The sequence below is a fragment of the Cytobacillus oceanisediminis genome, assembly GCF_003182355.1.
Taxonomy (GTDB): Bacteria; Bacillota; Bacilli; order Bacillales; family Cytobacillaceae; genus Cytobacillus; species Cytobacillus oceanisediminis_A.
Genome location: NZ_QGTW01000019.1, coordinates 56,072 through 69,376, shown reverse-complemented (window position 1 = coordinate 69,376; position 13,305 = coordinate 56,072). Strand labels below are relative to the sequence as shown.

Sequence of the window (13,305 nt, the reverse complement as noted above, 5' to 3'; positions counted from 1 at the left end):
AGGCGCCGCTTCTATGGCATCTTTCAAACTAAAAAACTAGGCGGAGGGATTAAAATGAAAAAACGTATCGCGGTACTTCCTGGAGATGGAATCGGCAAAGAAGTGGTGAAGGGAGCAATTGAAGTCCTGCAGGCTGTGGGGGAACGTTTCGGGCACCAATTTTATTTTTCATACGGAAAAATCGGCGGAACGGCAATTGATGCAGCAGGAACTCCGCTACCTGATGAAACAATGGAGCTTTGCAAAGAAAGCGATGCGGTATTGCTTGGAGCGGTTGGAGGCCCAAAATGGGATCGCCAGCCTCCCCACCTTCGACCTGAAAGGGGCCTTTTGAAGATTCGCAAAGAATTGAACTTATATGCGAATCTGCGGCCAACCCATTATTATTCAAGCCTTTCAGATACTTCGCCATTAAGGAAGGAAGTTATTGAAGGCGTTGATATGCTGATGGTAAGAGAATTAACCGGCGGCCTGTATTTCGGGAAGCCAAGCGAACGCACACAGCAAAACGGGGAAGACGCAGTAGTTGATACATTATTTTATCAAAAAGAAGAAATGCACCGTGTAATTAAATTGGCTTTCGAACTTGCCAGAAAACGGCGCGGAAAAGTCACATCCGTCGATAAAGCGAATGTCCTTGAATCAAGCAGAATGTGGAGAGAGGTAGCGGAGGAGATTTCAAACCAATATCCCGACGTTATTTTGGAGCATATGCTTGTTGATAATGCTGCCATGCAAATGATTAAAAATCCGAAGCAGTTCGATGTTGTGGTAACGGAAAATATGTTTGGAGATATTTTGAGCGATGAAGCATCCGTATTGACAGGTTCTTTGGGGATGCTGCCATCTGCTAGCATTTCAGAAAATGGACCATATTTATACGAGCCAATCCATGGTTCAGCACCGGACATTGAAGGCAAGAATGCAGCCAACCCAATTGCCATGATTTTATCGGCTGCTATGATGCTTCGCTTATCTTTTGGAATGGAAGAGGAAGCAGAAGCAATCGAAAATGCAGTAAATCAAGTACTGGATGCAGGCTATCGTACGAGAGACATCGCCTCATTCGGGAAAAAACAGGTTTCTACATCGGAAATGATCGAAGAAGTGAAGGCTACTCTTCTGGATAACGAAGCAATCTTAAATATCATGGGGGCTTATGCATAGATTTAATCACTAAAAACTGAAACACGGCCTTAATTGGCCGTGTTTCTTTTAAAAAGGGCGTGGAGAAGATAATGGGAAAGTCAATTGTAGATAAGATTTGGGAAAAACATGTTGTCCACAGGGAAGAAGGAAAGCCGGATTTAATGTACATTGACCTTCATTTAGTGCATGAAGTTACATCACCTCAGGCTTTTTCTGGCTTAAGAATGAAAAATAGAAAAGTAAGAAGGCCGGACAAAACGTTTGCCACTGTAGACCATAACATTCCTACAGATAATCGAAAAGTAATTAATGATCCGGTGGCGTTGAACCAAATGACAACCCTTGAAAAAAACTGCTTGGAATTTGGGATCCCGCTTGCCGGGCTGAACAGTCCTGAACAGGGTATTGTGCACGTCATCGGGCCGGAGCTGGGGCTTACACAGCCGGGGATGACTATTGTATGCGGTGACAGCCATACCTCTACACATGGCGCTTTTGGATCCATTGCCTTTGGAATAGGCACTAGTGAAGTGGAGCATGTAATGGCAACCCAGACCTTATGGCAAACAAAGCCTAAAACATTAAAGTTGGAAATTAATGGTGAATTGAAAAGGGGTGTTACAGCAAAGGATGTCATTCTTTATGTAATTGCCAAAAATGGGATTGGTTTTGGGACAGGCCATATTATCGAGTATTGCGGGGATACCATTGCTAATATGACGATGGAAGAAAGAATGACAATTTGCAATATGTCAATCGAAGGAGGAGCCAGAGCAGGGCTGGTTAGTCCCGATGAAACGACGTTTGCCTATCTCGAAGGCCGAAAGTATGCTCCAAAAGGGGGAGACTTCGCGCAAGCAGTTGAAAGCTGGAAAGAACTTGCTTCAGACCCGGATGCAGCCTACGATAAAACCATCGAAATTAATGCGGCTGATATTGCACCAATGGTCAGCTGGGGAACGAATCCATCGATGACCTCAAAAGTGACTGAACAAATTCCAAAGCTTGAGGATTGTAAAACCGAGCTTGAACAAAAATCGCTGTCCAGAGCTTTAGTTTATATGGGCTTGCAGGAAGGGCAAAAAATTGAAGACATTCAAATTCAGCACGTTTTCATTGGGTCGTGCACGAATTCCAGATTAGAGGACTTGAGACAGGCAGCAGAAATCATCAGAGGCAAAAATGTTCATCCGCAAGTTAGAGCGCTTGTTGTTCCCGGTTCGCAACAGGTGAAAAAGCAGGCGGAGGCTGAAGGCCTTGATGTTATTTTCAAGCAAGCTGGCTTCGAATGGAGAGAATCAGGCTGCAGTATGTGCCTGAGCATGAACAATGATATTGTGCCGAACGGCGAACATTGTGCTTCAACCTCAAACCGCAATTTTGAGGGACGCCAAGGATCTGGAGCAAGAACACATCTTGTCAGCCCTATGATGGCAGCTGCAGCTGCATTGTACGGACACTTTGTGGACGTGGGTGCTTTGCTGGCAGCGGAAACAATTCAATAAGAAGGAGGAGAGCAGAATGAGCGGATTTAAAACTTTACAAGGAAAAGCAGTTGCTCTAGACAGAGCGAATGTAGATACAGATCAAATTATTCCTAAGCAATTCCTGAAAAGAATTGAAAAGACTGGATTTGGCCAATATCTTTTCTATGATTGGAGATTTACCAAAGAAGGAGAACCGAACCAGGAGTTTGAACTGAATAAGGAAGAAAACCAGGGTGCCCCTATTCTTATTGCGAACGAAAATTTTGGATGCGGATCTTCACGTGAGCATGCTCCCTGGGCACTGGGAGATTTTGGTTTTAAAGTGATAATCGCACCTTCTTTTGCTGATATTTTTCATCAAAACTGTTTAAAGAATGGTCTATTGCCTATCAGCCTGCCTGCTGAAACGGTGGATTATTTGCTTGAGCGTGCAAAGAACCAGCCGTATGAATTGAAGATTGACCTTCAAAATGAAAATATTGAAGATGGGCAAGGCTTCGCCGCCCAATTCTCTATCAATGATTATTGGAAGAAGATGCTTATTAATGGCTGGGATGAGATCGAGATCACGCTTCAATTAGAAGATAGTATAGCAGATTTCGAAAAAAATGAGCTTGTGCAACATTAAATATTAGAAGATTCATGGCTGATGTCGTGAATCTTTTTGTTTTTTTAATATTTCATGCTAAACTAACTTCAAAAATATAAGTTGAGGCGGTACTAGCATGGACAAACGGGAACGGAAAAAACCAAACAGTAAAATTATTCTATTTCCCGGAATTGAGAAAAGATTGTTGGAAAAAGGGCTTGAGAGCTTTCAGCAAAGAAGGTATCAGGAATCTATCCGTTTTTTTGAGGAAGCGATGGAGATCGAACCGGATAATACCGATATCCATATAGGGCTCGTTCTGGCTTATTTTGAAGCCGGCGGACTTCATAAAGCAAAAGAGCTAGCTAATAAAATGCTTCAAACAGGTATTGGAGATTACATACAGGTAATGGATTTATATTTAATGATCCTTGTTCAGCTTCATCAATATAGTGAGATCGTTGCAACCATTGAGGTCCTGCTCGAAGAGAGGGAAATTCCGAAGGAGAAGTTTGAGCATTTTAGCAGAATGCTTGAATTCAGCAGAAAAATGGCTAGTTCAAAACCGGAAGAACGGGAGAAAGAAGATCCACCTATAGAAGAATTTAAAAATAAAAAGCTTAATCTATTTTCTTATAAGGATCAAAATGAGCAAATGCAGCTGGCTGCACAGCTGGCTGAGCATAATATAAGGCCTTATGTAGAAGAAATTAAAGCATACCTTGAATCCAGGGAGGGTCATCCTTTTTTTAAAACAATGCTTTTAAATGTGCTGTCAGAGCATGAGTATGATAAAGAAGTATTGTTGCGGAAATTTGATAAAAGCATTCAGGTTAAGCCCTCGGAGCTTCCGCCGGTCCACCAGCAGCCACAGCTTTTAACGATTATAAGCCGGTTGGGTGCCCAGCTGGAGCAGGAAGACCCCATACTATATGAAAATACAAAAAGCCTCATTCAAAGGCATTTCTTTATGCTCTATCCACTTGAGGTGCACCCGGCTAATGCAGCTTCCTGGGCCGCAGCATACCATAGTCTTGCAAACGAGTACCATGGCCTGGGTGATTCTAATGCCAAGCTGGGACAAATTTACGGGGCACCTGAAGAAGAAGTTGAACAAGCTTTAGCATACATAAGAAAGATAGAAGAAATTTCTTATCCCAATATTTAGCCTTCAATGTTGAAAGACCGGGTACGTATGTTATAATATAATGGTTGTATTATGTGTATATATACATTTAATCCATGGATATGGCTTGCAAAACAAGGGATATTCATAACATTCTGCTGTGAATGAAATGATAATAGATTTTTGGAGGGAAATGATTGTATGTCTGCTAAATTTGAAAAGTTAGAAGGGAACCGCGGGGTTCTTACAATTGAAGTAGATGCAGAGAAAGTAAACGAAGGTTTAGACGCTGCATTTAAAAAAGTAGTTAAGCAAGTAAACGTACCTGGGTTCCGTAAAGGTAAAATGCCTCGCGGAATGTTTGAAAAGCGTTTCGGAGTTGAGTCTTTATACCAGGATGCAGTAGATTTTCTTCTTCCTGAAGCTTATGCAAATGCAATCGACGAAACAGGAATTGAGCCTGTAGACCGTCCTGAAATTGATGTTGAGCAAATTGAAAAAGGCAAGAGCCTAATTTTCAAAGCTACAGTTACTGTTAAGCCAGAAGTAAAGCTTGGCGAATACAAAGGCCTTGAAGTTAAGCCGCTTGATACAGACGTTACTGATGAAGATGTTAACAACGAGTTAACTTCACTTCAGGAAAGACAAGCTGAGCTTGCTGTTAAAGAAGAAGGCAAAGCGGAAAACGGCGATACAGTTGTTATGGACTTTGAAGGATTCGTTGATGGTGAAGCTTTCGAGGGCGGAAAAGCCGAAAACTACTCACTTGAACTTGGTTCAGGCCAATTCATCCCAGGTTTTGAAGAGCAATTGCTTGGAGCTGCTGCTGGTGAATCAAAAGATGTTGAAGTGACATTCCCAGAGGAATACCATGCTGCTGAGTTAGCTGGCAAGCCTGCAACTTTCAAAGTTACAGTACATGAAATCAAAACGAAACAGCTCCCTGAGCTGGATGATGAATTTGCTAAGGATGCGGACGAAGAAGTTGAAACGCTGGATGCATTAAAAGAGAAAATCAAAACTCGTTTAGAGGAAAGCAAGAAGCATGAAGCTGAGCATCATGTGCGTGACACTGTAGTAGAAGCTGCTGCTGCAAATGCGGAAGTTGAAATCCCTTCTGCAATGGTTGACACTGAAGTTGACCGCATGATGCAGGAATTCGAACAGCGCCTTCAAACGCAAGGCATGAACCTTGAATTATACTTCCAGTTCTCTGGTCAAGATGAAGCTGCATTGCGCGAACAAATGAAAGAGGAAGCTGAAAAGCGTGTACGCGTAAACCTTACTCTTGAAGCAATCGCAAAAGCAGAAAACATTGAAGTAGCGGACGAAGAAGTAACAGAAGAACTTAACAAAATGGCAGAAATGTACAACATGTCTGTTGACCAGATCAAACAAGCGCTTGGAAGCCTTGAAGGCCTAAAAGCTGATCTTCAAATTAAAAAAGCAGTTGATTTCCTTGTAGAAAATAGTAAAACTGTTGCATAATAAAGAAAAGCGGAGCCGGTGCAAATGATCATCGACTAAAAGCCGCCACGTCCTGTGGCGAACGTCGATGTCAGCACATCCTGTGCAAGTCCGACAAGCATAAGACGAATTACGGAGGAGGTTGTTAAACCTCAGTAGTAATTTGGCTTATGACCTCGAGGGGCAAGGAGGCGGAGCTAGACAGTAGTCTAACTCCGGAGGCAGAAACGTTTTCCCTTTTAATAGAAACAAGGCGCGAGTTTATCGTGCCTTGTTTTATACAATCTAGACTATACATAACAGCACAAAAGTGCCCTTGTATCTTTTGCCAAGTGAAAAGTTTTACGACATATTAGACATGGACAGGAATATAAATACATATATATAGTTAATTTAATTATCGGCCTGAGGGGCCGACTTAATTTAGCCATTTTTGGTTAAGCTTATGGAAGTACATATAAATTCAGCCTGTTTTTCTTTGCGGATTATCATCACATGCATACATACATAATCTACTCGGTTTCTAAGAGTTATCATTTCCTGTCCACTGTAAAAATGTGTTACAATGCAATACATAACTGCTGAAGGTTTTGATTTTTAAGAAAGTGTGAATTATTAAAGATAGGCTGCTGCCGGACCTTTTGAGGACCTTTAATAACTGGCTATGTTTTAGCACCGTATTGATTGGAGCGGAAGGCACGAGATTCTCGAAAATGCATACGTATTTTCTTTGTGCGTTGTTGATTCGAGGAAGCTTATTCAAAGTCCTGCGGGAAAAGTGTACCCAAGGGGGACCCCGCAGGCGTAAAGCGCCGAGGAGGCTCCCGGTAGCCCGCGGTTCGCTGAGTGCCTGCAGCGGAAATCAATACGCTAATTTAACGAAGCCTTATAAATATTTCCAACTTTCTATGGCTGAATTTCTGATTTTTTTGCATGTGATTCGCAAGCTTAATATATCGTTTTGAAGTTTCTTTCAAGGGGTGAAGAATTTGTTTAAATTTAATGATGAAAAAGGGCAATTAAAATGTTCTTTCTGCGGAAAGACACAGGACCAGGTTCGCAAACTAGTTGCCGGACCAGGGGTTTATATATGTGATGAATGCATTGAGCTCTGTACAGAAATTGTTGAGGAAGAGCTTGGAACAGAAGAAGAAGTTGAATTCAAGGATGTACCGAAACCGGCTGAAATCCGTGATATTCTTGATGAATATGTTATAGGCCAGGATCAGGCCAAGAAATCTTTATCTGTCGCGGTATATAACCACTATAAGCGCATCAATTCCAACAGTAAGATTGATGAAGTAGAACTATCAAAAAGTAATATTGCCATGATCGGGCCGACAGGAAGCGGTAAGACATTGCTTGCCCAGACACTGGCACGTATTCTTAATGTTCCGTTTGCCATCGCAGATGCAACTTCATTGACTGAGGCTGGGTATGTTGGAGAGGATGTTGAAAATATTCTCTTAAAGCTGATCCAGGCAGCAGATTATGATGTTGAAAAGGCTGAAAAAGGGATTATTTATATCGATGAAATTGATAAAGTAGCACGAAAGTCGGAAAACCCTTCCATTACTCGCGATGTTTCAGGTGAAGGTGTACAGCAGGCCTTATTGAAAATCCTGGAAGGTACAGTTGCCAGCGTACCGCCTCAAGGCGGGCGCAAGCACCCGCATCAGGAATTTATTCAAATCGATACCACTAATATCCTATTTATTTGCGGTGGTGCATTCGATGGCATCGAGCAAATCATTAAACGCCGTCTTGGCCAGAAAGTAATTGGCTTCGGCTCTGATCAAAAACAAAAAGAAATCGAACCAAAGGATCTGCTGGCAAAGGTACTTCCAGAAGACTTGCTTAAGTTTGGTTTAATTCCGGAATTCATCGGACGCCTTCCAGTTATTGCAAGCCTTTCACAGCTTGATGAAGCAGCATTGATTGAGATTTTAACAAAGCCGAAAAATGCTCTTGTTAAACAATATCAAAAAATGCTGGAGCTTGATGATGTGGAGCTTGAATTTGAAGAAGACGCTCTTGAAGAGATCGCTAAAAAAGCGATTGAAAGAAAGACAGGGGCACGCGGACTCCGTTCCATTATTGAAGGAATCATGCTGGATGTCATGTTTGATCTTCCTTCACGTGAAGATATTAAAAAATGTATTATCACAAAAGAAACAGTTATCGACAACGGTACTCCCAAGCTTGTTTTAGAGGATGGAACAGTTGTTGAAGAAGAACGCAAAACTTCTGCATGATTATATGGCCAGCCCTTATGGGCCTGGCCATTTTTATATGGGATTATGCCCTTAAAGGGATTTTTAGCTTCCTTCTTTTTGCCGCCTTCTTTCCATACTTTTAAGTGAATTCCTTGTTTATTCCAACTCAGTGAGGGAGATACTAGCATTATCAGCGAGAACTAATAATGCAGGAGGGAACACAATGAGTTGGACGGGGATTGCTTTATTTATCCAATTGTTTTTTGGAATTGTCATCGGGCTTTATTTTTGGAATTTGCTAAGAAGCCAGCGGACACAAAAGGTTTCAATTGACCGTGAATCAAGAAAAGAGATGGATGTTTTAAAAAAGATGCGATCAATATCTTTAACTGAGCCATTGGCTGAAAAAGTGCGTCCAACCAGCTTCGCGGATATTGTCGGGCAGGAAGACGGAATTAAATCTCTGAAAGCAGCATTGTGCGGACCCAATCCTCAGCATGTCATTATTTATGGGCCTCCCGGTGTAGGGAAAACTGCTGCAGCCAGATTGGTTTTAGAGGAAGCGAAGAAAAATGAGAAGTCTCCATTTCGGCCATCCTCCGTATTTATTGAATTGGATGCCACAACAGCCAGGTTTGATGAACGGGGAATTGCTGATCCGCTCATAGGCTCTGTCCACGATCCTATCTATCAGGGAGCGGGTGCAATGGGACAGGCGGGCATACCACAGCCTAAACAAGGAGCAGTTACAAATGCTCATGGAGGGGTGCTGTTTATTGATGAAATTGGAGAACTCCACCCTATTCAAATGAACAAACTTTTGAAGGTGCTTGAGGATCGTAAAGTATTTCTTGAGAGTGCGTATTATAATGAAGAAAATACACAAATCCCCAATCATATTCATGATATTTTTAAGAATGGGCTTCCGGCAGACTTCCGGTTAATTGGAGCAACGACCAGAACGCCAAATGAAATCCCGCCAGCCATTCGTTCGAGGTGCATGGAGGTGTTTTTCAGGGAATTGGCCGAAGAAGAAATTGCGGTTGTCGGGAAAAAAGCCGCAGATAAAGTTAATCTTAAAATAAGTGAAAATGCACTGGGGATCCTGGCAAATTATGCAAGAAATGGCCGTGAAGCTGTAAATATGATCCAAATTTCGGCTGGAATTTCCATTACGGAAGATAGAAATTACATAAAAGATGAGGATATTGAGTGGGTTATACAGTCGAGCCAGCTTACCCCGAGAATGGAACGGAAAATCAATTCCAATTCGGCAGTCGGCCTTGTAAACGGACTCGCAGTTTATGGGCCAAATACAGGTGCCCTGCTTGATATTGAAGTTACAGTGATACCGGCTAAAGAGAAGGGCAGTATAAATATTACAGGGATTGTGGAAGAAGAAAGCATTGGCGGACAAGGAAAATCAATCCGCAGAAAAAGTATGGCCAAAGGATCAATTGAAAATGTAATAACTGTGCTCAGGTCAATGGGGGTCCCGGCAGATGAGTATGATATTCACGTTAACTTCCCGGGCGGTGTTCCGATAGACGGGCCTTCTGCTGGTATTGCCATGGCTACGGGAATTTATTCAGCGATTTATAAGCGCCCGGTTGACCATACTCTGGCCATGACCGGAGAAATCAGCATTCATGGCTTCGTAAAGCCAATTGGCGGAGTTTATCCAAAAGTAAAAGCTGCCAAAAAAGCAGGTGCCCAAACCGTGATTATTCCAAAAGAAAATATGCAATCCATACTAAAAGAAATCACAGGCATAAAAATTGTACCTGTAAGCCATTTAAATGAAGTATTTGAATTGGCCCTACTAAAGGATTTTCACAAAGAGCAAGCCATAACCGCTTCAATCGAATTATCGAAAAAAGAGAGCATTTAGTGGCCTAGCTCAGGCATACAGGGGAATTCTAAGGATTAAGTTCCCCGGTCAGGGCCTCCCGCTAATCGCGGTAAAAAACTTCGGTTTGCAGTTTAGGCTACAAACCGAAGTTTTATTTGCGTAAAGAAGGATAAAGTGTAATTATCAGTTAGTATTCCTATACAGTCACCCGCTTTTCTCTTTGATAGACACTGTTTAATAAATACGATAGAATTGACAAAGAAATTATTAGCAATTTTGGGGTTAAAATGATATGCATTTGGAGGTGCAAAGGAATGGCGAAAAAGAAAGAAATCATCGTCCCCCTCCTGCCGCTTCGGGGTTTGCTTGTTTATCCGACCATGGTTCTTCACTTGGATGTAGGCCGTGAGAGATCGGTACAGGCACTTGAAAAAGCAATGGTAGATGACCATTTAATTTTCTTAACAACGCAAAAAGATATATCTATAGATGAACCGTCTGAGGACGATTTGTATCACATGGGTACGCTTACCCGTGTAAAGCAGATGCTCAAGCTGCCAAACGGAACGATCCGTGTGCTGGTTGAAGGGCTGAAAAGGGCTGAAATCATCCAATTTCAAGAAGAAGCTGATCATTATTCCGTAAGTGTCAAGGTCTTTGAGGATCCTGATACTAAGGATGTGGAAGACCAGGCCTTAATGAGAACAATGCTTGAGTATTTTGAGCAATACATAAAGGTCTCGAAGAAAATTTCTGCAGAAACGTATTCCTCGGTTGCAGATATAGAAGAACCGGGCCGTATGGCAGATATCATCTCTTCGCATTTACCTTTGAAGCTCAAGGAGAAGCAGGAAATACTTGAAACGATTGATGTAAAGGAACGCATGAACCAGGTTATTGAAATCATCCATAATGAAAAGGAAGTTCTGAATCTGGAAAAGAAGATTGGCCAGCGCGTTAAAAAGTCAATGGAAAGAACTCAAAAGGAATACTATTTGCGGGAACAGATGAAAGCAATCCAAAAGGAGCTTGGGGACAAAGAAGGCAAGACAGGAGAAATTGCCGATCTCACTGATAAAATCGAGAAAGCAGGCATGCCGGAGCATGTCCAGCTAACAGCATTAAAGGAACTCGATCGTTATGAAAAGGTTCCATCCAGTTCTGCTGAAAGTGCCGTCATCCGAAACTATATTGAATGGCTTGTTACATTGCCATGGTCAAATTCAACGGAGGATGATCTGGACATCCGCAAAGCGGAACGTATTCTGAATGAAGACCATTACGGACTTGAAAAGGTTAAGGAACGGGTTCTTGAATACCTTGCCGTCCAGAAACTGACAAACTCCCTTAAAGGTCCTATTCTATGTCTTGCAGGACCTCCAGGGGTCGGTAAAACAAGTCTGGCACGTTCGATCGCGACATCCCTTAACCGGAATTTTGTAAGGGTATCTCTTGGAGGGGTACGGGATGAGTCAGAGATCCGCGGCCATAGAAGAACGTATGTAGGAGCCATGCCGGGGCGCATCATCCAGGGAATGAAGAAAGCAGGTACAATTAATCCTGTATTTTTGCTTGATGAAATAGACAAGATGTCTTCAGATTTTCGCGGAGATCCTTCATCAGCCATGCTGGAGGTACTAGATCCTGAGCAAAATCATAACTTTAGCGATCATTATATTGAAGAAACATATGATCTTTCCAAGGTTATGTTTATTGCAACGGCAAATAATCTGGGAACAATACCAGGCCCATTGCTGGACAGAATGGAAATTATCACAATTGCCGGCTATACCGAGCAGGAGAAAATACACATTGCAAAAGACCATCTGCTTCCGAAGCAAGTAAAGGAACATGGGCTTTCCAAGTCTCAGCTTCAAATTCGCGAAGATGGACTGCAAATGGTAGTCCGCTATTATACCCGTGAAGCTGGAGTCCGCGGATTGGAGCGCCAGCTTGCTACAATTTGCAGGAAAACAGCCAAGATCATCGTCTCAGGGGACAAGAAGAAAGTCATTGTATCTGCAAAGAACGTAGAAGAGTTTCTTGGAAAACCAAAGTTCCGATACGGCCAAGCAGAGCAAGAGGATCAAGTTGGTGTTGCCACCGGGCTGGCATATACGACTGTTGGCGGTGATACGCTGCAAATTGAAGTATCCCTTTCGCCAGGCAAAGGAAAGCTTGTTTTAACAGGCAAGCTGGGAGATGTCATGAAGGAATCTGCACAAGCTGCGTTCAGTTATGTGCGTTCCAAAGCAAAGGAACTTGGCATTGATGAGAACTTCCATGAAAAACATGACATCCATATTCATGTTCCGGAGGGGGCTGTTCCAAAGGATGGACCATCTGCCGGTATAACCATTACTACAGCGTTGGTATCAGCCCTGTCAGGAAAACCGATCCGCAAAGAAGTGGGAATGACAGGCGAAATTACACTAAGGGGAAGGGTACTCCCTATCGGCGGCTTAAAAGAGAAATCATTAAGTGCACACCGTGCCGGATTAACCAAAATTATCCTTCCAAAAGATAATGAGAAAGATATCGAGGATATCCCGGAAAGCATCCGGGAGGAACTTGATTTTGTTTTGGTGTCCCATGTAGATGAAGTACTGAAGCATGCTCTGAACGGCGGTGCACAAGCATGAAAGTAACCAGCTCAGAAATCGTCATCAGTGCTGTAAAGCCGGATCAATACCCTGACAGTGATTTGCCGGAATTTGCCCTTGCTGGCCGTTCAAATGTCGGGAAATCCTCCTTTATCAATAAAATGCTTAATAGAAGGGGACTGGCGAGAATTTCCTCCAAGCCAGGAAAAACGCAAACATTAAACTTCTACCTCATTAATGAGATGCTGCACTTTGTAGATGTACCAGGCTATGGTTATGCAAAGGTATCTAAAAAAGAGCGTGAAGCATGGGGTAAAATGATTGAAACTTATTTAACAAACAGAGAGCAGTTAAAGGCAGTTGTTCTGATTGTTGATTTGCGGCATCCTCCAACAAATGATGATGTCATGATGTATGACTTTTTAAAACATTATGACATTCCTTGTGTAGTGATTGCCACGAAAGCGGATAAGATACCAAAGTCCAAGTGGCAAAAGCATATGAAGATAACAAAAGAAACTTTGGATATTGACCAGAATGACCAGTTTATCATGTTTTCCTCGGAAACAGGGTATGGAAAAGATCAGGCTTGGTCTGCACTGTTAAGCTATATGTAAGAGAATCCCGCTGTATATTGCAGCGGGATTTTTTTCGTGCTTAAGGAGCAGGCGGATATGACTAGGGGCGTATAGCCTGACAGAAGAGGCGAAGCTGTGCGGAAAGATAAAGCAATCGATTTGGCTTTGTCGAATCAAAAGGAATTTGCAGGATAGATGAGGATCTAAGGACATAATGGAGCAAAGGGCATGTCAGTTG

Annotated in this window: 9 protein-coding genes; all 9 read left to right on the top strand. The window is 42.5% G+C overall.

The window, feature by feature from the left end:
* Positions 1-54 precede the first annotated feature (54 nt).
* Entirely contained in the window at positions 55-1,167 is a 1,113-nt protein-coding gene (gene leuB, locus DFO73_RS25190; RefSeq protein ID WP_110067436.1) for a 3-isopropylmalate dehydrogenase, read from the top strand.
* A 71-nt stretch (positions 1,168-1,238) separates the two neighbouring features.
* Positions 1,239-2,654, top strand: a complete 1,416-nt coding sequence (gene leuC, locus DFO73_RS25185; protein ID WP_110067435.1) for a 3-isopropylmalate dehydratase large subunit — start codon at positions 1,239-1,241, stop codon at positions 2,652-2,654.
* 16 nt (positions 2,655-2,670) lie between these two features.
* Positions 2,671-3,264 (top strand): 3-isopropylmalate dehydratase small subunit, encoded by a 594-nt coding sequence (gene leuD, locus DFO73_RS25180; RefSeq protein WP_110067434.1) that lies wholly within the window; start codon positions 2,671-2,673, stop codon positions 3,262-3,264.
* 97 nt (positions 3,265-3,361) lie between these two features.
* Positions 3,362-4,393 carry a tetratricopeptide repeat protein gene (locus DFO73_RS25175; RefSeq protein WP_110067433.1) on the top strand — a complete coding sequence of 344 codons (1,032 nt, stop codon included), beginning with the start codon at positions 3,362-3,364 and terminating at the stop codon, positions 4,391-4,393.
* Positions 4,394-4,552: 159 nt separating this feature from the next.
* Positions 4,553-5,839: a trigger factor gene (tig, locus tag DFO73_RS25170; RefSeq protein WP_110067432.1), complete on the top strand. Its 1,287-nt coding sequence runs from the start codon at positions 4,553-4,555 to the stop codon at positions 5,837-5,839.
* 968 nt (positions 5,840-6,807) lie between these two features.
* Positions 6,808-8,073, top strand: coding sequence for an ATP-dependent protease ATP-binding subunit ClpX (clpX, locus tag DFO73_RS25165; RefSeq protein WP_110067431.1), 1,266 nt, complete (start codon positions 6,808-6,810; stop codon positions 8,071-8,073).
* A gap of 184 nt (positions 8,074-8,257) precedes the next feature.
* Positions 8,258-9,925 (top strand): ATP-dependent protease LonB, encoded by a 1,668-nt coding sequence (gene lonB, locus DFO73_RS25160; protein ID WP_110067430.1) that lies wholly within the window; start codon positions 8,258-8,260, stop codon positions 9,923-9,925.
* A 275-nt stretch (positions 9,926-10,200) separates the two neighbouring features.
* On the top strand, positions 10,201-12,528 hold the full coding sequence (lon, locus tag DFO73_RS25155) for an endopeptidase La (protein WP_110067429.1): 2,328 nt from the start codon (positions 10,201-10,203) through the stop codon (positions 12,526-12,528).
* Complete coding sequence (gene yihA / locus DFO73_RS25150; RefSeq protein WP_110067428.1) at positions 12,525-13,106, top strand: ribosome biogenesis GTP-binding protein YihA/YsxC; 582 nt, start codon at positions 12,525-12,527, stop codon at positions 13,104-13,106. The genes lon and yihA overlap by 4 nt, the downstream gene beginning before the upstream one ends.
* Positions 13,107-13,305: the final 199 nt, after the last annotated feature.

What these genes read in the sequence shown, in the direction of transcription:
- leuB (WP_110067436.1), top strand. Translation starts at nt 55, where the DNA reads ATGAAAAAACGTATCGCGGTACTTCCTGGAGATGGAATCGGCAAAGAA.
- leuC (WP_110067435.1), top strand. Translation starts at nt 1,239, where the DNA reads ATGGGAAAGTCAATTGTAGATAAGATTTGGGAAAAACATGTTGTCCAC.
- leuD (WP_110067434.1), top strand. Translation starts at nt 2,671, where the DNA reads ATGAGCGGATTTAAAACTTTACAAGGAAAAGCAGTTGCTCTAGACAGA.
- DFO73_RS25175 (WP_110067433.1), top strand. Translation starts at nt 3,362, where the DNA reads ATGGACAAACGGGAACGGAAAAAACCAAACAGTAAAATTATTCTATTT.
- tig (WP_110067432.1), top strand. Translation starts at nt 4,553, where the DNA reads ATGTCTGCTAAATTTGAAAAGTTAGAAGGGAACCGCGGGGTTCTTACA.
- lonB (WP_110067430.1), top strand. Translation starts at nt 8,258, where the DNA reads ATGAGTTGGACGGGGATTGCTTTATTTATCCAATTGTTTTTTGGAATT.
- lon (WP_110067429.1), top strand. Translation starts at nt 10,201, where the DNA reads ATGGCGAAAAAGAAAGAAATCATCGTCCCCCTCCTGCCGCTTCGGGGT.
- yihA (WP_110067428.1), top strand. Translation starts at nt 12,525, where the DNA reads ATGAAAGTAACCAGCTCAGAAATCGTCATCAGTGCTGTAAAGCCGGAT.